Annotated in this window: 17 protein-coding genes; 12 read left to right on the top strand and 5 right to left on the bottom strand. The window is 67.2% G+C overall.

Going from position 1 to position 17,412, the window contains the following annotated elements:
• Window positions 1–4: 4 nt before the first annotated feature.
• From ABL844_RS27080 to rtcR, 4 genes are read right to left on the bottom strand one after another with little or no spacing between them, the layout of a single operon-like run.
• The gene (locus ABL844_RS27080) at window positions 5–865 is read right to left on the bottom strand and encodes an alpha/beta hydrolase (protein ID WP_184640749.1); all 861 of its coding nucleotides are present in this window, start codon (window positions 863–865) and stop codon (window positions 5–7) included.
• Window positions 862–1,440 carry an exonuclease gene (locus ABL844_RS27075; protein WP_418129611.1) on the bottom strand — a complete coding sequence of 193 codons (579 nt, stop codon included), beginning with the start codon at window positions 1,438–1,440 and terminating at the stop codon, window positions 862–864. The genes ABL844_RS27080 and ABL844_RS27075 overlap by 4 nt, the downstream gene beginning before the upstream one ends.
• A gap of 9 nt (window positions 1,441–1,449) precedes the next feature.
• Window positions 1,450–1,995 carry a 2'-5' RNA ligase family protein gene (locus ABL844_RS27070; RefSeq protein WP_418129610.1) on the bottom strand — a complete coding sequence of 182 codons (546 nt, stop codon included), beginning with the start codon at window positions 1,993–1,995 and terminating at the stop codon, window positions 1,450–1,452.
• A 16-nt stretch (window positions 1,996–2,011) separates the two neighbouring features.
• Window positions 2,012–3,616, bottom strand: a complete 1,605-nt coding sequence (gene rtcR / locus ABL844_RS27065) for an RNA repair transcriptional activator RtcR (protein ID WP_418129609.1) — start codon at window positions 3,614–3,616, stop codon at window positions 2,012–2,014.
• Between the two features lie 721 nt (window positions 3,617–4,337).
• Here rtcR and ABL844_RS27060 point away from each other — a divergent pair.
• The 6 genes from ABL844_RS27060 to rtcA all read left to right on the top strand — a co-directional run bounded on the left by ABL844_RS27060 (window position 4,338) and on the right by rtcA (window position 10,664).
• Window positions 4,338–5,489, top strand: a complete 1,152-nt coding sequence (locus ABL844_RS27060) for a slipin family protein (RefSeq protein ID WP_126025611.1) — start codon at window positions 4,338–4,340, stop codon at window positions 5,487–5,489.
• 313 nt (window positions 5,490–5,802) lie between these two features.
• Entirely contained in the window at window positions 5,803–7,032 is a 1,230-nt protein-coding gene (locus ABL844_RS27055) for an RtcB family protein (protein ID WP_418129608.1), read from the top strand.
• Window positions 7,033–7,129: 97 nt separating this feature from the next.
• Window positions 7,130–7,786: a zinc-ribbon domain containing protein gene (locus ABL844_RS27050; RefSeq protein WP_418122687.1), complete on the top strand. Its 657-nt coding sequence runs from the start codon at window positions 7,130–7,132 to the stop codon at window positions 7,784–7,786.
• Window positions 7,787–7,791: 5 nt separating this feature from the next.
• Window positions 7,792–8,748: an MBL fold metallo-hydrolase gene (locus tag ABL844_RS27045; protein WP_418129607.1), complete on the top strand. Its 957-nt coding sequence runs from the start codon at window positions 7,792–7,794 to the stop codon at window positions 8,746–8,748.
• Window positions 8,749–8,779: 31 nt separating this feature from the next.
• Window positions 8,780–9,634 carry a nucleotidyltransferase domain-containing protein gene (locus tag ABL844_RS27040; RefSeq protein ID WP_418117848.1) on the top strand — a complete coding sequence of 285 codons (855 nt, stop codon included), beginning with the start codon at window positions 8,780–8,782 and terminating at the stop codon, window positions 9,632–9,634.
• Window positions 9,627–10,664: an RNA 3'-terminal phosphate cyclase gene (gene rtcA / locus ABL844_RS27035; RefSeq protein ID WP_418117847.1), complete on the top strand. Its 1,038-nt coding sequence runs from the start codon at window positions 9,627–9,629 to the stop codon at window positions 10,662–10,664. The genes ABL844_RS27040 and rtcA overlap by 8 nt, the downstream gene beginning before the upstream one ends.
• Before the next feature lie 24 nt (window positions 10,665–10,688).
• Here the strand turns inward: rtcA and ABL844_RS27030 are convergent, their stop codons facing one another.
• Window positions 10,689–11,138 carry a MarR family winged helix-turn-helix transcriptional regulator gene (locus ABL844_RS27030; RefSeq protein WP_126025605.1) on the bottom strand — a complete coding sequence of 150 codons (450 nt, stop codon included), beginning with the start codon at window positions 11,136–11,138 and terminating at the stop codon, window positions 10,689–10,691.
• Between the two features lie 74 nt (window positions 11,139–11,212).
• Between ABL844_RS27030 and ABL844_RS27025 the strand changes: the two genes are divergently transcribed.
• The 6 genes from ABL844_RS27025 (at window position 11,213) to ABL844_RS27000 (ending at window position 17,411) form a co-directional block, all read left to right on the top strand.
• Complete coding sequence (locus ABL844_RS27025) at window positions 11,213–12,205, top strand: Bug family tripartite tricarboxylate transporter substrate binding protein (RefSeq protein WP_418129606.1); 993 nt, start codon at window positions 11,213–11,215, stop codon at window positions 12,203–12,205.
• Window positions 12,206–12,213: 8 nt separating this feature from the next.
• On the top strand, window positions 12,214–13,185 hold the full coding sequence (locus ABL844_RS27020) for an amidohydrolase family protein (protein ID WP_418129605.1): 972 nt from the start codon (window positions 12,214–12,216) through the stop codon (window positions 13,183–13,185).
• Between the two features lies 1 nt (window position 13,186).
• On the top strand, window positions 13,187–14,407 hold the full coding sequence (locus ABL844_RS27015; RefSeq protein ID WP_369660855.1) for a 3-hydroxybenzoate 6-monooxygenase: 1,221 nt from the start codon (window positions 13,187–13,189) through the stop codon (window positions 14,405–14,407).
• Window positions 14,404–15,801 (top strand): MFS transporter, encoded by a 1,398-nt coding sequence (locus ABL844_RS27010; RefSeq protein WP_418129604.1) that lies wholly within the window; start codon window positions 14,404–14,406, stop codon window positions 15,799–15,801. Before ABL844_RS27015 ends, ABL844_RS27010 begins: the two co-directional genes overlap by 4 nt.
• Complete coding sequence (locus tag ABL844_RS27005; RefSeq protein WP_418122679.1) at window positions 15,798–16,220, top strand: DoxX family protein; 423 nt, start codon at window positions 15,798–15,800, stop codon at window positions 16,218–16,220. Before ABL844_RS27010 ends, ABL844_RS27005 begins: the two co-directional genes overlap by 4 nt.
• A 126-nt stretch (window positions 16,221–16,346) precedes the next feature.
• Window positions 16,347–17,411, top strand: coding sequence for a maleylacetate reductase (locus ABL844_RS27000; RefSeq protein ID WP_126025600.1), 1,065 nt, complete (start codon window positions 16,347–16,349; stop codon window positions 17,409–17,411).
• The last annotated feature ends 1 nt before the right edge of the window (window position 17,412 follow it).

The following is a 17,412-nucleotide window of genomic DNA, read 5'->3' as shown; positions in this document are numbered from 1 at the left end:
GTCGTCATTGCTGTAGCGGGTGCAGTGCCGACTCGAAGAACTCGGTCAGCGCCTTGCGGTAGGCCGCGCCATAGCGCAGGGCCGTCATCGGTTCGAGATGCGCGGCGCCCGGCGCCTCGATCAGCCGCTTGGGCTCGCGCGCGTCGGCCAGCAGCCGCTTGGAGTGCGAGGGCGGAATCACCTGGTCGGCCGTGCCGTGGATCAGCAGCAGCGGAATGGGCGATATGGCCGCCACGTATTTCGAGGCCGCGTACTCGTCGCTCACCAGCAGGCCGGCGCCGCTGAGCTTCTCGTTGGCGATCGACGAGTAGGAATAGAAGGTCGACTCGATGGCCGCGGCCTTCACGCCCGCGCGGTTGCCCGAGCCCACCACCGCGATCGCGTTGGTGCCGCCCAGGCTCTGTCCGAAGACGAAGAGCCGCTCGGGGTCCACGTCCTTGCGCGAGCGCACGTAGTTCAGCGCGGCGTTCGAATCCTCGAAGACGCCCTTGGGCTCGGGCTTGCCTTCCGACTGGCCGTAGCCGCGGTAGTCGAACACGAACACGTTGTAGTCCCGCTTCGGCAGCCAGGCCACGAAGCGCCAGTGCGTGCTCATGTTCTGCGCGTTGCCGTGGAAGTGCACCACCGTGCCCTTGGCCTCCTTCGGGTTCTGCCGGTTCTCGGCGGGCAGGAACCAGCCGCTCAGGCGTGTGCCGTCGGCGCTGGCGAACTGCACGTTCTCGTAGCGCATGCCGAGAGCCTCGGGGGTCTCGTAGCGCACGCTGTCCGGGTAATAGAACATCGACTGCACGCAGCCGCCCAGCATGAGCGGCAGCGTGCACAGCGCCAGCCTTGCGAACCACCGACGCAGCGCGCCGCCCTTCATGAAAGCCGTCCGCCGGCGGATGCCGCGCGGTTCTCCGCGAGCATGTTGCAGAAGAGCGCGCCCTGCTCGATGGCGTCGTCGAGCGCCACGTGCGTGTGCGGCAGGCCGGCGTCGAACCAGCGGCGCGGCATCGCGCGCTTGGTGCTGTCGCGGTAGTCGAGCTTGAGCATCGCCATTGCGAACGACTTGACGTCGAGCGCCGAATGGCTGAACGGGCTCTCGCCCGCGAATCGCATCAGGTACCAGTAGACGAAGAGGAAGTCGAAGCCCGCCGGATAGGCGACGAACACCGGCCGCGCTTTCAGGCCCTTGAGCCAGCCCACGTAGTTCTTCATGGCGTGGGCGGGGTCCTGAAGATCGGTGCGGCATGCGGCCCAGGCCTCGGGCTGGGTCTTCCACCATGCGGCGGTCCTCGGATCGGCTTGCGCGCCGGGCAGCGTGTGAAGGTTGGCGCTGAAGGTGGAAACGAGTTGCTTGTCGGCCGTGTAGGCGGCCGAGCCGAAGCTGAGCATCGAGTTCGGGCCGGGGATGGGGCCGTCGGATTCGACGTCTGTGCTTATGTAGATTTCTGACATGTGTTGTTCTTATCGGATGGAGGGTATTGGCTGGATTGCACGCTGCAGATGAAAGACGTGCATGTCCCGCCAGTTGCCCGTCGAGTTCTCGATCAGCGCGACTTCCGTGCAACTCGCATGCTCGGCTCCCGACGCGGCAAGCCGGGCCTGCAGTTCGACCGCCGCAGCATCTGCATCGGGTGCACTGCCATGCGCAACCGACAGATGCGCAACGATGCTGTCGTGCTCGCCGCCATACGGAGGAAAGTCGGGAAACGCTTCCACGAGCGCTCGCGTCATTTCGATGAAAGGTGCCGCGGGCTCCGGCGCGAGGTACGCGGTCTCCGGAAAACGCCCGACCCTGTTCAGCGTGAAGGAAAACGAAGTCGTCCGGTTCAAGGCCAGCCTCGCACGCTCCAGGACTTCGGGCGTGATCCGCGCCGGGTCCATGAAAGGAACGAGCACCGTGATGTGTGCAGGCACTCCGAGGGCCACGGTGGCGTCGTAGAGGCGGCGCAGATCGCCCACCATGGGCTCGGCGGCGGGAACCTTCACGGCGAATGCGGAGATGGCCATGGCGGCGGAGGATAGCTCAGGCGTTCGCGATCCGGCTCCATTCCAGGCCGTGCTTGGCGAGGTACTTGCGCAGCCGGTCGGCGTCGTTCACCACGCTGCGCTGCGCGCGCGAAGCCTGGAAGAGCTGGCGGCCCGCATCCGACAGGCTGCGCGACTGACGGCAGACGCGCACCACTGCTTCGAGCTGCAGGCGATCGAACAGGTCGAGCGCTGCGCTGCGTTCCTCGCCGAGCAGGGCATCGAGATCCACGCCTTCGGTAGTGGGCGGTACGGCGCCCGCGTGCTTCCACAGCCAGCGCAGCCGCGCGATCTCGGCTTCCACCAGCGCGACCGGGATGCGCCCGCCGTCGGCCAGCGTGGCCAGCCGCGTCACGCTGGCCGAGAGGTCGCGGAAGTTGCCGCTCCAGACCGCCTCGCCGCTTTGCGCGAAGCGCAGGTAGGCGGCGCGTGCTTCTGCGTTGAAGCGCACCACGCGGTTGTTCTCTGTGGCGTGGATGGCCAGCAGGTGGTCGACGTTGGGCTCGATGTCCTCCGGCCGCTGCGCGAGGCCGGGCAGGTCGTAGGTCCAGAGGTTGATGCGCGCGAACAGGTCTTCGCGGAAGCGCCCCTCGGCCACGTCGCTGCGCAGGTCGCGGTTGGTGCCGGCGATCAGCTGGAAGTCGCTTTCCACTTCCTTGTCGGCACCCACGGGGAAGAAGCGCTTCTCCTCGATGGCCTTGAGCAGCATCGCCTGCTCGTCGAGGCCGAGCTCGCCGATCTCGTCGAGGAAGAGCACGCCCTGGTGCGCGGTGCGCAGCAGGCCCGCGCGGTCTGCGGCGGCGCCCGTGAAGGAGCCCTTCTTATGGCCGAAGAGCGTGGAGGCCGCGCCGTCGCCACGCAGCGTCGCGCAGTTCACTTCGACGAAAGGCCCCGTCATCTGGTGGCGCGACTGCTTCAGTTCGAACATGCGCCGCGCCAGGAAGGACTTGCCCGCGCCCGTCGGCCCCACCAGCAGGATGGGCGCGCGCGAGCGCACCGCCACGCGCTCGATCTCGTCGATCAGCGCGTTGAATCGCGCGTTGCGCGTGGCGATGCCGCTCTTCAGGAAGGCGACCGCGTCGCGCTGCTCCGCGTCGAAGCGCCGCGCGATCACGTCATAGCGAGACAGGTCGAGGTCGATCAGCGTGCACTTGCCGGCTTCGCCCTCGCGCTGCTTCTTCGGCGGCGATGTCTGCGCCAGCACGCCTGGAACCACGCGCGATTCGGACAGCAGGAACATGCAGATCTGCGCGACGTGCGTGCCGGTGGTGATGTGCGTCCAGTACTGCTCGCGCTCGGGTTCGAATCTGTAGCCGCGCGCCCAGTCGTAAAGGCGCGTGTAGACCTCGCCGAAGTCCCAGGGGTCCGCCAGGTCGAGCGGCACGAGGTTGACCGTGGTCTCGGGCGACACGGTGGCGATGTCAGCCTTCACCACCTCGGCCAGCGCCTTGTGCCGCAGCGTGTAGAGCAGCTCCATGCGCGAGACGACCATGTCCTCGTGCTGAGCGAGCGAGACGGTGGGGCGCCACTTGTTCCAGCGGCCCGCGCCCTGGCCGGCATCGAGCTGGGTGCCGAGGAAGCCGATGACGACGATTGGCTTCATGAAATAAAGATCTAGCTAAATTTATAGAAATCGGTTGAATGCTAGCAGATCGAATATGACGTGCACCGGTCGATAAAGAAGAATTTGTCTATTCATATCAACGGCTTGCGTGAGTTTCGAACGCTTTTTTGCCTCTCTCGCCGTCGCCTGGCACGCTGGGTGCAATAGACAACCCGTCGGATGCAGTTCATCCGCTCGCAGGTGCCGCGTGAAAGCGGCCCGGTGCCGCAGGCCAGATCCTGTCTTGGGCTCGCGGTATGCCGCTGTTGAACTGACTGGCAACTGAACTTGTTTCAGTTCTGCTCATGGTTGAGCACCGTGCCAACCGCACGGCGTTGTGGGTTCGATTCCCGCGAAAAACCCTGGCGGTGCTCGCACCGCCATCTGATGGGGCGAAAGCCCCCCGCCCCGGCACACCGGAGCGACGGCGCAAGGCCCTCAAAGCCTTGCGGCGCGCGACACAGTGCCAAGCGCAGGCGGCTTGCGCGCCGCGTGCGTGTCAAGGAACTGCGTGCAGCCATCGACGGCAAGGGAGGTGAGGACGTTGCGATGCAACGACGGGAGGCACCTACCGAACCGCGCGACCGCCGCATGACAGGCCTTGACCGCCGCAGTGTCCGCCGCCTGCCCTTTCGAGGGCCTGGATCGAATGAATGGATGAATGACGACTGGCCGACGAGAACGAAACGAACAGTCGAACCGAACAAAGAGGAGAAAAAGAATGCTGGGCTTCAACCAATACACCATCAAGAAGAACGAACGCGCACTGCTGCTGCGCAACGGCGACTTCGAGCGACTGCTCGGACCGGGAAAGCACCGCGTGTTCGCGGGCTTCGACACCGTCCAGCTGCAACGCTTCTCGCTCGCCGAGCCGGTGTTCGAGCACGAGCTGGCCGACTACTTCCTGGCACGCGAGCCGGAGCTGGTCGAACGCGAGTTCGTGCAGGTGTCGCTGGGCGAAACCCAGGTCGGCCTGCGTCATGAGGAGGGCGTGCTTGTGCAGATCCTGCCGCCCTCTACCCGCAAGCTCTACTGGCGTGGGCTGCGCGAGCAGCGCATCGACGTGATCGATGTTTCCGCCGATGCGCGTCTGCCGGCCGAGTTGCTGGCAAAGCTGCAGAGCGTGGCCTTGCGTCCGCGCGCGGTGCAGGGGCTCGAGGGCGTACTGCTGGTGCAGGTGCCAGAGTTCCATGCCGGTGTGCTGACGCTCGAAGGGCAGATGCAGGCCTTGCTGCCGCCTGGAAACCACGGTTTCTGGCGCTTCAACCGTCAGGTGTCGGTGACCTCCGTGGACCTGCGTTCGCAGATCGCCGAAGTGAGCGGCCAGGAGATCCTGACCCGCGACAAGGTGGGACTGCGGCTGAACCTGTCGGCGGTATGGCGTTTCCTCGACGTGCGGCAGGCCCTGGCGCAGATGCCCAAGCCGGCGGAGCACGTGTATCGCGAGCTGCAGTTCGGTCTGCGTGCCGCGGTCGGCGAGCAGACGCTCGACGCGCTGCTGGAGAACAAGGCAGCCATCGACCAGACCGTGCTGGCGCAGGTGCGCGAGCGGCTGGAAGGCTCGGGAGTCGTGCTGGAAAGCGTGGGCGTGAAGGACATCATCCTGCCGGGTGAGATGAAGACCATCCTTGCGCAGGTGGTGGAGGCCGAGAAGTCGGCCCAGGCCAACGTGATCCGTCGCCGCGAGGAAACCGCGGCCACGCGCTCGCTGCTGAACACCGCCAAGGTGATGGAGGGCAACCCTGTCGCGTTGCGGATGAAGGAACTTGAAACGCTGGAACGCGTGGCCGAACGGATCGACAAGATCTCGGTGGTCGGCGGTCTGGACCAGGTGCTCAACGGACTGGTGACGCTTCGGCCGAACGGTTCCTGAGTTCTGAAGGAAAAAAGGGATACGGGCACGCAGGCACAGAAGGGAGCGCCACTGCCAAAAATGTTGATATTGCCGGCAGTCCGGGTAGCACCGGATGCGGCGGGCAAGTCGGTCGACGAGCAAGGTTGAGGATGCAGGTGCTGGCTCCGATGACGGGTCTGTCACTGGCGCGCGTTTCCAATCGTCGACTGGGCCGCTGGATTGAAACACCACGGTCGCCGTATTGATGCGGGTTCGAATCCCGCCGTGTCCACCAGTCGTTCGTGAAGAATGAATAGATAGATAGCAAAGAGAGAGAGAGAGAGAAAGAAAAATGGAACAGAGCAAGAACTACAACCTGCACGAAGTCGCCAACGGCGTTCCCGTGAAGATGTGGACCCGCGGCGTGCCAGTGGAAGACGAGGCGCAGAAGCAGCTCGAGAACGCCGCCCGCCTGCCCATCGTGTTCAAGCACATCGCGGCCATGCCCGACGTGCACTACGGCATCGGCGCAACGGTGGGTTCGGTGATCCCGACCTTCAAGGCCATCATCCCGGCCGCGGTGGGCGTGGACATCGGCTGCGGAATGATGGCGTGCAAGACCACGCTGCATGCCAACGACCTGCCCGACAACCTGGCGCCGCTGCGCTCGGCGATCGAGGAGGCCGTGCCGCACGGCTCGAACCCCAAGCGCATGGGCCGCGACAAGGGTTCGTGGGAGACGCCTCCCAACGAGACCGACGTGGCCTGGGCCGGCCTGGTGGACGAGTTCGACGCGATCTGCGAGGACTACCCGCGCCTGAAGAACACCAACAACCACAAGCACCTGGGAACGCTGGGTACGGGCAACCACTTCATCGAGGTGTGCCTGGACGAAGCTGGCTCCGTGTGGTTCATGCTGCACTCGGGTTCGCGCGGCGTGGGCAACGCCATCGGCACGCACTTCATCGAACTCGCGAAGAAGGACGCCGAGCAGCACCAGCGCAACCTGCCCGACCAGGACCTGGCGTACTTCGAGGAAGGCGCCAAGTACTTCGGCGACTACGTGCGCGCGGTGGGCTGGGCCCAGAAGTTCGCGCGAGCGAATCGCGAAGTGATGATGCAGCGCGTGGTCGCGGCCGCGCGCAAGGTCATCACCAAGCCGTTCGAAGCGCACGTGGAAGCGGTGAACTGCCACCACAACTACGTGAGCCGCGAAACGCACTTCGGCGAAGACGTGCTCGTGACCCGCAAGGGCGCGGTGAGCGCAAAGGCCGGTGAGCTGGGGATCATCCCCGGCAGCATGGGCGCCAAGAGCTACATCGTGCGCGGAAAGGGCAACCCCGAGAGTTTCATGAGCTGCAGCCACGGCGCCGGTCGAAAGATGAGCCGTACCAAGGCCAAGAAGCTCTACACGGTGGCCGACCAGATCGCCGCGACCGAAGGCGTGGAATGCCGAAAGGACGCCGACGTGATCGACGAGATCCCGATGGCCTACAAGGACATCGACGCGGTGATGGATGCGCAGAAGGACCTGGTGGAGGTGGTCTACACGCTCAAGCAGGTCGTATGCGTGAAGGGATGAATTCGAGGCCGGTGCACGGCCTCATGGCTGGGGTGACGTAGGGAGGAGGGCTCGGGCCCTCCTTCGCGGCACCTCGCGTTTGGGAAAGGTCCGAGAGATGAAGAAGAGCAACAAGCAGCGCCGTGCCGAGATCAAGGCGCGGCGCCTCGAGCGAGCCGCAGCAGCGTCGGCCGCGCATCTGCGCGAGAAAGATGTTCGCCTGCCGCAGCCCGATTTCGGGTCCGCGCTCGGCTGCGAGCCGGCTGATCGGTTCGTCCTGGAGCAATACAACAACACCTATGGTGTGCTGCCTGCGTTCTATGCAGCCCGCCCCTTCACCTGCCGCGATTGCGGCGCTGAAGAAGTGTGGACGGCCAAGCAGCAGAAGTGGTGGTACGAGGTCGTGCATGGGCATATCGATAGCCGCGCCGTGCGATGCCTCGCATGTCGGCGCGCACGGCGCGAGCGTCTGCGCAACGCGCCGCCGGGTGCGAGCCTCCTGCGCGAGCAGACGGATCGCCTTCGTGCGCTGGGCGATGCAAAACCGACCGCGAGCGCCGTCACCGAAATCGAGGCTGCGCTTGAAAGCAAATGGTGGAGCCTGCGCGTCGTGGCGATCCAGACCATGGCTCGCTGGGGAGGCGAAGCGAACCTCGCGAAGCTGCATGAGTTGATGGCGGCTCGTCCCGAGGGAGGTCGCCGATACTTTGCCTGGGAGCGCGTTGCCGCCGATGCGGCAAGGAGCGCGCTGCTGAACAGGGAGCGATGGCCTTGACGACGATGATGAAACTGACTTTCCTGGGGACCTCTTCCGGCACCCCCACGCGCCACCGCAACGTCTCCGGGCTTGCGGTGCAGACGGTGCTTGGCGCCGACTGGTTCCTGGTCGATTGCGGCGAGGGTACGCAGCACCGAGTGCTGCAGACCCCGCTGTCGCTGAACGACCTGGCCGCCGTCTGCATCACGCATGTGCATGGCGATCATTGCTATGGCCTGCCGGGATTGCTCGCGAGTGCCGGCATGGGCAAGCGCACGAAGCCGCTGAAGCTGATCGCGCCGCTGCCGGTGTGGGAATGGTTCGAGGCCACGCGACGGCTGACCGACCTGCATCTGCCCTACGAGGTGGAGCATGTCGATCTGGAGAACGAAGCGCTGGTGTACGACATGCCCGGTTTGCGCATCGAGCGCCACGTGCTGCGGCATCGCGTGCCGAGCCACGCCTATCGCGTGCAGGTCGAGACGCGGCGGGTGCGGCTCAAGGCCGAGGCGCTGCGAGCTGTCGGACTGCCGCCCGGACCGGCATGGCGTGCGCTTCAGAACGGCGAGGATGTGTCATTCAACGGCGAGACGCTGCACAGCGCTGATTTCGTGGATACGCAGGTCGACACGGCCGTCGCCGTGCTCGGCGGAGACAACGCCGAGCCGGCGATGCTCCATGAAGCCTGCCAGGGCGCGCAGCTGCTGGCGCATGAAGCCACGTTCACGCAGGACGCGCTCGACAAGGTCGGCCCCGGGCCGATGCACAGCTCGGCGCGCCTGCTGGCCGAGTTCGCGCAGTCCGTCGAAGTGCCGAACCTGATCCTCACGCACTTCAGCGCGCGCCACCAGAACGGGGAAGGCATGGCGGCGCTGATGGCCGAGACGCTGGCGCACTACCGCGGCCATGCGTTCCTGGCCAACGACCTTGATGTCTACGAGCTCGACAGTGCCGGCAAGGTGACCGTCACGCGGGCCTGACGAAAGAAAGAAGAAGAAAGAAGAATCGAAGATGAGTACCGAAGAAGAATTCCTGCGCTCCGCCCATCCGATCGAGCCCGCCATGCGCGCGCAGATCATGGAGGCCCTGCGCGACATCGAGGCGAAGCACGACGTGAGTGTGCTGTTCGCCTGCGAATCCGGCAGCCGAGGCTGGGGCTTCGCCTCGCCCGACAGCGACTACGACGTGCGCTTCATCTACGTCAACCGCCTGCCGTGGTATCTCACGGTGGCGCCGCGCCGCGACGTGATCGAGGTGCCGATCAGCGGCGACCTCGACATCAACGGATGGGACCTGCGCAAGGCCCTGGGCCTGATGCGCGAGTCGAACCCGACGCTGCTCGAATGGCTGCGCTCGCCCGTCGTGTACCGCGACGACGCGACGGCGATGCCGCGCTTTCGCGAACTGTCGGAGGCGGTGTTCTCCAACGCGCGCGGCTGGCACCACTACAGCTCGATGGCGAGGAAGAACTTCCGCGAGCACCTGCAGGCCGACGAGGTGCGCTACAAGAAATACCTCTACGTGCTTCGTCCGCTGCTGGCCGCGCGCTGGATCCGCTCGCAGCCCGGTGTGCCGCCTATGCGCTTCGCCGACCTTGCGCAGCGCACGCTCGACCCGGTGCGCGACGCCGCGCTGATCGGCGAGATCAACGCGCTGCTCGAAGTGAAGATGCGCGCCGGCGAGGCCGCGACCAGCCCGCGCTGGCCCGGCATCCACGCGTTCATCGAGTCGGAGCTGGCAGCCAATGCCGCGCAGCCGGTGACGCCGCTGCCGCAGTCCGAGCAGGCCGGCCTCGATGCCTTCCTGTACGAAACGGTCCTGCGTTTCGAAGCGAAGAAGAGCGAGAAGGAGGCCGCGCATGGTTGAACTCGACGGCTCCCAAGGTGAGGGCGGCGGCCAGATCCTGCGCACCAGCCTCGCGCTGTCGATGGTCACGGGCCAGCCCATGTCCATCGAGAAGATCCGCGCAGGCCGCGCCAAGCCGGGCCTGATGCGCCAGCACCTCGCGTGCGTGAACGCGGCGGCCGCGATCAGCGGCGCGGAAGTCGATGGCGCCGAGCTGGGTTCGCAGTCGCTGCGTTTCGTGCCCGGCACAGTGCGCGCGGGCGAGTATCGCTTCGCGATCTCGGGCGCCGGCAGCTGCATGCTGGTGCTGCAGACCGTGCTGCCGCCGCTGCTGCTGGCCGGCGCGCAGAGCCGCGTGCATCTGAGCGGCGGCACGCACAACCCGATGGCGCCGCCGTTCCACTTCCTGGAGCGCGCGTTCGCGCCGCTGGTGCGCCGGCTCGGCGCCGACCTGCAGCTGACGCTGCGCCGCTGCGGTTTCTATCCGGCCGGCGGCGGCGAGGTCGAGGCGGCCATCGTGCCTGCGGCTGGTGCGCTGCAGCCCTTCGACCTGATGGCGCGCGGCGCGAATCTCTCTAGCTATGCGGAGTGCCTGGCACCGGGCATCCCGCGCCATGTGCCGACGCGCGAGCTCGACACGCTGGGTGGCGCAATGGGCTGGTCGAGCGAGCAACTGCGCTTCGGCTCGGTGCGCCAGAACGAAGGCCCGGGCAACGCGCTGCTGGCCACGCTGGCCTACGAGCACGTGACGGAGGTGTTCACCGCCTTCGGCGAGAAGTCGCTGAGCGCAGAGCAGGTCGCGCATGGGCTGGTGAAGGAACTGCGCTCTTTCCAGAAGAGCGAGGCGGCTGTCGGTCCGCACCTGGCGGACCAGCTGGCGCTGCTGCTGGCGCTCGCCGCGTGGCAAAGCAGGAAGGCCGGCGCCTTCACCTGCAGCGAGGTGACGGAGCACACGCGTACCAACTGCGCGGTGATCGAGCGCTTCCTGCCGGTGCGCTTCGCGATCGCCGAGAGCCGCCAGGCCTGTACGGTGCAGGTCTCGCCTGCCTGAAGCAGGCAAACGGGTGCCACCCGCTCAGGCGAGCGGCGTGGCGTTCGCGTACAGGCGCAGCAGCATCGCGCGCAGTGTCTTCACTTCGGCTGCAGTGAAGTCCGAGGTCGCGACGGCCTCGTAGTGCTGCGCGAGCGGAATCAGCTCCAGCGTCAACGCAAGGCCGCGCTCGGTGAGCGCGATGCGCACCGCGCGCTTGTCGGTGTCGCACTTCTCGCGCGCCACCAGTTCATGCGAAGCCAGCCGGTCGACGATGCGCGACAGCGCCGACAGGTCGGTCGATGCGTGCGTGGCCAGTTCCGACAGCGTCTGCCGCGGCGTGTGCTGCAGCGAGGCGCAAACACGCCATTCGCTCAGGCTCAGTCCGTAGGGCTTGAGCGCCTTCGCGAAGGCGTTGCCCATGCGAGCGCCGGCGCGTGCGAGGAGGAAGGGGATGGCCTTCTCGAGGTCGTGGTCTTGGGGGAGGGTTTTCATCTAGACATGCTTGAACAATCAAGTATATAGTCCGCCGCAATTACTTGAATAATCAAGCAAATATGGAGATGAAAATGAGCCGGACGCCTTCCCGCCGCGGTGCCATCGCATGGGCCGTTTCACTTTCCCTGCTGTCGGCGCTGCCGCCGGCTCATGCGCAGGGCGCGGCGAAATGGCCGTCGCAGGCCGTGCGCTTCGTGGTGCCGTTTCCGGCGGGCTCCGCGCCCGACGTGCTGATCCGCCACGTCGGCGCCAGGCTCGGCGAGAAGTGGGGGCAGGGGGTGATCGTCGACAACAAGCCCGGCGGCAGCGGCGTGATCGGCATGAACGCGATCCTCGCGGCGCCGACCGACGGCTACACCTTCGGCTTCGTGCAGGGCTCGGCGATCTCGGTGGCGCCCAGCACCATCAGGGGAGTGAGCTACGACTTCAACCGCGACTTCGTGCCCGTCACGCTCGCGGCCGTCGCGCCTTTCATGCTCGCGGTGCCCGCCAATTCGCCGTACAAGACACTGGCCGACTTCATCGCCGCCGCGCGTGGCAGGCCGCAGGGCATCGAGGTGGCCGACAACGGACGCGGCACGGCGCCGCACCTCGCGTCGGCGCTGCTGGGCCTGCAGTCGGGCGCGCAGTTCCTCGAAGTGCACTACCCGGGAGGTGCGCAGGCCATGCAGGCCACGCTGGGCGGCCAGACCCAGATGATGGTCGAGACCTACAACGTGGTCGCCGGCAACGTGCAGGGCGGCCGAATGCGCGTGCTGGCCAGCATGGGCGACCGCGTGGAAGCCGGGCTGGAGCAGTTCCCGCTAGCGAGCAAGACAGTACCCGGCGCCGTCGCGCACGGCTGGTTCGCCGTCATCGCGAAGAAGGGCGTCGATCCGCAGGTGCTCGCCAGGCTCAACAAGGACATGAACGAAGCCCTGCTCTTGCCCGACGTGGTGGCCAAGTCGCGCGAGCTCGGCACCTATCCGAGGCCCGGCACCCCCGAACAGCTGGCGCGCTACATCGCCGAGGACCGCAAGACCTGGCAGGACGTGCTGGACAAGCTCAACATCAAACCGGAGTGATTTCCCCAATGAAGAACAAGATTGCGCTCGAAGAGCATTTCGCGATCGACCTGACCATCGGCGACTCGCAGGTCTACGCCCGCCCAGAGGTGTGGCAGACGCTGAAGAGCAACCTGCTCGATTTCGAGCAGCAGCGCATCGAGCAGATGGACGAGTGGGGCACCGAGCTGTCCATCCTCTCGCTCAACTCGCCGGCGGTGCAGGGCATTCCCGACGCACAGCGCGCCATCGACGTGGCCCGCCGCGCCAACGACGTGCTTGCCGAGCAGATCGCCCGCCACCCGACGCGCTTCGGCGGTTTCGCCGCGCTGCCCATGCAGGACCCGCAGGCTGCCGCGCGCGAGTTGGAACGCTGCGTCACGCAGCTAGGCTTTCACGGCTTCCTGGTCAACGGCTTCTCGCAGGTGGAAGACGAGAACACCGTCGTCTACTACGACGATCCGCGCTTCGCCGATTTCTGGGCCGTGGCCGCGGCGCTGAAGAAGCCCTTCTACATGCACCCGCGCGATCCGCTGCTCGGCCGCGAGCCCATCTACGAAGGCGCGCACTGGCTCACCGGTCCGACCTGGGCCTTCGCGGTGGAAACCGGCATCCACGCGCTGCGACTGCTCTCGAGCGGCCTCTTCGACCGCCACCCGGAACTGCAGATGATCCTCGGCCACTTCGGCGAAGGCATCCCGTTCAACATCTGGCGCGTGGACCACATCCTGCGCAAGGGCCGCCGCGGCATGCCCTGCGACAGGGAGATCGGCGACTACCTGCGAAGCAACGTCCACATCACGACCAGCGGCAACTTCCGCACGCCCACGCTGCTGTCGACCATGCTCGAGGTGGGCGCGGACCGCATCATGTATTCGGTCGACTACCCGTTCGAGAAGCACGAGGACGCGGCGCGCTGGTTCGACAGGTGCGAGATCAGCGAGAACGACCGCCGCAAGATCGGCCGCGACAACGCGGTCAAGCTCTTCGGGCTGAAGTGACATGAGCCGGCACAAAGACAACCGCCCCGTGCTCGTGTCCGGCGGCGGCATCGGCGGGCTCGCCGCGGCGCTGGCGCTGGTGCGCGAGGGCTACCGCGTGAAGGTGATCGAGCAGGCCGGCCAGATCGGCGAGATCGGTGCGGGCATCCAGCTCAGCCCCAATGCCTTCGCGGCCTGCGATGCGCTGGGCGTTGGCGCGAACCTGCGCGCCAAGGCGGTCTACACCGAAGAGATGGTGATGTTCGACGCCATCGACGCGAAGCGCGTGGCGGGCATCTCGCTGTCGGAGCGCTTCCGCGAGCGCTTCGGCAACCCCTATGCGGTGATCCACCGTGCCGACATCCACGGCGCATTGCTCGAAGGCGTGAAGGCGACCACCGAGGGCATCGAGTTCCTCACCTCGACCAAGGTGGTGCACATCGAGCAGGACGAAGGCGGCGTGACGCTCATCGATGCCCAGGGCGGCCGCCACGAGGGCCAGGCCGTGATCGGCTGCGACGGCGTGCGCTCGGCGGTGCGCCAGCAGTACGTGGGCGACAGCATCCGCGTCTCGGGCCATGTGGTGTTCCGCGCTGTGGTCGACACGGCTGACTTTCCCGAAGCGTTGCGCTTCACAGCGCCCTGCATCTGGGTCGGCCCCAACTGCCATCTGGTGCATTACCCGCTGAAGGGCGGCGACAAGTTCAACATCGCCGTCACCTTCCACAGCGACCAGCCGGAAGAATGGGGCTCGATGGACGGCGACCCGGCCGAAGTGCAGCGCTACTTCCGCTCGACCTGCGAGCGGGTGCAGCAACTGCTGCGCATCCCGAAGGCCTGGAAGCGCTACTCCACGGCCGACCGCGACCCCATCGAGCAATGGACCTTCGGACGCGCCACGCTGCTGGGCGATGCGGCACACCCGATGGTGCAGTACCTGGCCCAGGGCGCGTGCATGGCCTGCGAGGACGCGGTGACGCTGGGCCTGGCCCTGCGGCGCGAAGGCGGTGACTGGACACGAGCGCTCGCGCTGTACGAGCGCTCCCGCGTCGCCCGCACCGCGCGGGTGGTGCTGTCGGCGCGGGAGATGGGCCGCATCTACCACGCCAAGGGCGTGGAGCGGCTGGTGCGCAACAGCATGTGGACCGGCAGGCCGCAGGAGCGCTTCTACGACGCGCTCGAATGGCTCTACGGATGGACCGCCGCGAGCTGCCTCGCCGACAGCGACGGGGCTGGCGCGTGAAGATCGACTCGGCATCCATAGAGGCGGGCGGCGGCGGCGCGGCCGCTGCGACGATCGACATACCAGCCCTGATCGACAGCCACCCCGTCAGCGCCTTCCAGAAATGGATTCTTCTGCTGGTCGGCTGCGCGGTCGTCATGGACGGCTTCGATGTGCAGGCCATGGGCTTCGTCGCGCCCGCCATCGTGCAGGCCTGGGGCATCGAGAAGGCCGCGCTGGGCCCGGTGTTCGGCGCCGGCCTGCTCGGCATGCTGGTTGGCTCGCTGGTGCTGAGCGTCTGCGCCGACCGCATCGGCCGGCGCCCGGTGCTGCTGGGCGCCACGGTGTTCTTCGCGCTGTGCATGCTGGCCACCGCCTTCGCGCACACGCTCGACCAGCTGCTCGCCATGCGCTTCATCACCGGCATCGGGCTGGGCGGCATCATGGCCAACGCGAGCGCACTGGCCAGCGAGTACAGCCCGCAGCGCCGGCGCGTCACGCTGATGATGTGGGTGTCCTGCGGCTTCACCGGCGGCGCGGTGCTGGGCGGGTTGATTTCGGCGGTGCTCATCCCCCGGGGCGGCTGGCAGGCGGTGTTCGTCTTCGGCGGCGTGGTGCCGCTGCTGATCGCCGCGCTCATGTGGCGCTACATGCCCGAGTCGATGCAGTTCCTGGTGCTGCGCGGGCGCAAGCTCGACCGCGTGCAGCAGTGGCTGGACCGCATCGCGCCCAGCGTGCCCGCCGGGCCCGGCACGCGCTACGTGGTGCACGAGGCGAAGCAGGACGGCGCGCCGGTGGTCGAGCTTTTCCGCGCCGGACGCGGGCCGGCCACGCTGCTGCTGTGGGGCATCAACTTCATGAACCTGCTCAACCTGTTCTTCCTGGCGAACTGGCTGCCCACCATCGCGGCCGGAGCAGGCTACAGCGCGAGCACCGCCGTGCTGGTGGGCACGCTGCTGCAGGTGGGCGGCGTGGTCGGCACGGTGGCGATGGGGCCGCTGATCGACCGCGTGGGCTTCTACCGCGTGCTGGTGCCGGTGTTCGCGGTGGCGGCAGTGGCCATCGCGGTCATCGGCCAGCCGGCGCTGCCCCTGCTGCTGTTGCTCGCGGTGGTTGCGGTCAGCGGCTTCTGCGTGGTCGGCGCGCAGCCGGCGCTCATCGCGCTGGCCTCGGGCGTCTACCCGACGACGGTGCGCGCCACCGGCATGGGCTGGAGCCTGGGCATCGGCCGCGCGGGTTCCATCGCGGGGCCGGTGCTGGCGGGCTGGCTCATCGGGCTGCACTGGAGCAACAGCGCGCTCTTCTTCGCGGCGGCCGTGCCGGCGCTGCTGTCCTGCGCCATGGTGCTGTGCATGGGGCGATTGAAATTCACCGGCGCCACCGCGCGCCAGGCATCTTCCGGAGCAACGAAATGACGAAAACGATGAACAACGCCCAGGCCCGCAGCGGCCTGGTCCTGGCCGCGCGCGTGCTGATGGCGGTGATCTTCCTGGTCGCGGGCGTGCGCAAGCTGCTGACCTACGGCGCCACGCTGGGCTACTTCGGCAAGCTCGGCATTCCGCTGGCCGACGTGGTGCTGCCGCTGACCATCGCGCTCGAAGTGGGCGGCGGGCTGCTGCTGATCGCGGGCTGGCAGGTGCGATGGGTGGCTTCGGCGCTGGCGCTCTTCACGCTGGCCACGGCCTTCGCCGCGCATGCCTTCTGGGCGGCCGACGCGGCCCAGTTCGCCGGCCAGCTCAACAACTTCCTGAAGAACGTGGCAATGGTCGGCGGCTTCCTGGTGCTCATCGCCTACGTCTCGACGGTCGAGCGCGGGGCCGGCTCCAGGGGCTGAGCGGAAAACTCCTTTCCGTTTTCCGCCATTTAGCGAGGGGCGAGCCGGCGTATCGTGGATGTCCCGGCGCGAGCCGGGCGGCAGACAGATCCGTTCGAGCAAAGACCCGAGACACAGGCCAAAGCCATGACCACACCCTCGTTCATCTACACCAGCGCCCCCCAGCGGGTGGTTTTCGGCGCCGGCTCGCTGCAGCACCTGGCCCGCGAGATCGATGCGCTGGGCGCGCGCCGGGCCTTGGTGCTTTCCACGCCCGAGCAGCGCCCGCAGGCCGAGCGCGTGGCCGACATGCTCGGCGCCCATGCGGCCGGCGTGTTCGACCGCGCCGTGATGCATGTGCCCATCGAGACCGCGCGCGAGGCGAGGGAAGTGGCCACCAGGCTCGGCGCCGATTGCGCCGTGGCCATCGGCGGCGGCTCCACCACCGGCCTGGGCAAGGCGATCGCGCTCGACTCGGGCCTGCCGATCCTGGCGATTCCGACGACCTACGCGGGCTCCGAGATGACGCCGATCTACGGCATCACCGAAGCCGGCATGAAGAAGACCGGCAAGGACTTCCGCGTGCTGCCCCGCACCGTGATCTACGACCCCGAGCTGTCGCTCGGCCTTCCCGTGGGCATGAGCGTGACCAGCGGCATCAACGCCATCGCGCATGCGGCCGAGGGGCTCTATGCGGTCGATTCGAACCCGATCATGGACCTGATGGCGCAGGAAGGCATCGCCGCGCTGGGCCGCGCGCTGCCGGCCATCCGCGCCACGCCGAAGGACCCGGCCGCCCGCGGCGACGCGCTCTACGGCGCATGGCTGTGCGGCACGGTGCTGGGCAATGTAGGCATGGCGCTGCACCACAAGCTGTGCCACACGCTGGGCGGCAGCTTCAACCTGCCGCATGCCGAGACCCACACCATCGTGCTGCCGCACGCGCTGGCCTACAACGCCGGGGCTGCGCCCGAAGCCATGGCGAAGATCGCGAAGGCACTTGGGGGAAGCGGTGGCGCCGCGCAGGCCGTTTACGACCTGGCACGCGACAACGGCGCGCCGGTCGCATTGCGCGACATCGGCATGAAGGAAGCCGACCTGGACCTGGCCTGCGAGCACGCGCTCAAGAACCAGTACCCCAACCCGCGTCCGCTGGAGCGCGCGGCGATCCGCGCGCTGCTGCAGAACGCCTGGGAAGGCGTGCGGCCCTGAG

The organism is Variovorax sp. 278MFTsu5.1, assembly GCF_048305045.1.
Lineage (GTDB): Bacteria > Pseudomonadota > Gammaproteobacteria > Burkholderiales > Burkholderiaceae_C > Variovorax > Variovorax guangxiensis.
The sequence above is the reverse complement of the archived record's forward strand: the minus strand, read 5'-3'. Positions and strand labels throughout refer to the sequence as shown.

Bases quoted from the DNA above. Each gene is read 5' to 3' on its own strand.
- rtcR (WP_418129609.1), bottom strand. From the start codon at position 3,616: ATGAAGCCAATCGTCGTCATCGGCTTCCTCGGCACCCAGCTCGATGCC.
- ABL844_RS27020 (WP_418129605.1), top strand. From the start codon at position 12,214: ATGAAGAACAAGATTGCGCTCGAAGAGCATTTCGCGATCGACCTGACC.
- ABL844_RS27060 (WP_126025611.1), top strand. From the start codon at position 4,338: ATGCTGGGCTTCAACCAATACACCATCAAGAAGAACGAACGCGCACTG.
- ABL844_RS27040 (WP_418117848.1), top strand. From the start codon at position 8,780: ATGAGTACCGAAGAAGAATTCCTGCGCTCCGCCCATCCGATCGAGCCC.
- ABL844_RS27080 (WP_184640749.1), bottom strand. From the start codon at position 865: ATGAAGGGCGGCGCGCTGCGTCGGTGGTTCGCAAGGCTGGCGCTGTGC.
- ABL844_RS27025 (WP_418129606.1), top strand. From the start codon at position 11,213: ATGAGCCGGACGCCTTCCCGCCGCGGTGCCATCGCATGGGCCGTTTCA.
- rtcA (WP_418117847.1), top strand. From the start codon at position 9,627: ATGGTTGAACTCGACGGCTCCCAAGGTGAGGGCGGCGGCCAGATCCTG.
- ABL844_RS27070 (WP_418129610.1), bottom strand. From the start codon at position 1,995: ATGGCCATCTCCGCATTCGCCGTGAAGGTTCCCGCCGCCGAGCCCATG.
- ABL844_RS27000 (WP_126025600.1), top strand. From the start codon at position 16,347: ATGACCACACCCTCGTTCATCTACACCAGCGCCCCCCAGCGGGTGGTT.
- ABL844_RS27015 (WP_369660855.1), top strand. From the start codon at position 13,187: ATGAGCCGGCACAAAGACAACCGCCCCGTGCTCGTGTCCGGCGGCGGC.
- ABL844_RS27045 (WP_418129607.1), top strand. From the start codon at position 7,792: ATGATGAAACTGACTTTCCTGGGGACCTCTTCCGGCACCCCCACGCGC.
- ABL844_RS27050 (WP_418122687.1), top strand. From the start codon at position 7,130: ATGAAGAAGAGCAACAAGCAGCGCCGTGCCGAGATCAAGGCGCGGCGC.
- ABL844_RS27075 (WP_418129611.1), bottom strand. From the start codon at position 1,440: ATGTCAGAAATCTACATAAGCACAGACGTCGAATCCGACGGCCCCATC.
- ABL844_RS27005 (WP_418122679.1), top strand. From the start codon at position 15,798: ATGACGAAAACGATGAACAACGCCCAGGCCCGCAGCGGCCTGGTCCTG.
- ABL844_RS27030 (WP_126025605.1), bottom strand. From the start codon at position 11,138: ATGAAAACCCTCCCCCAAGACCACGACCTCGAGAAGGCCATCCCCTTC.
- ABL844_RS27055 (WP_418129608.1), top strand. From the start codon at position 5,803: ATGGAACAGAGCAAGAACTACAACCTGCACGAAGTCGCCAACGGCGTT.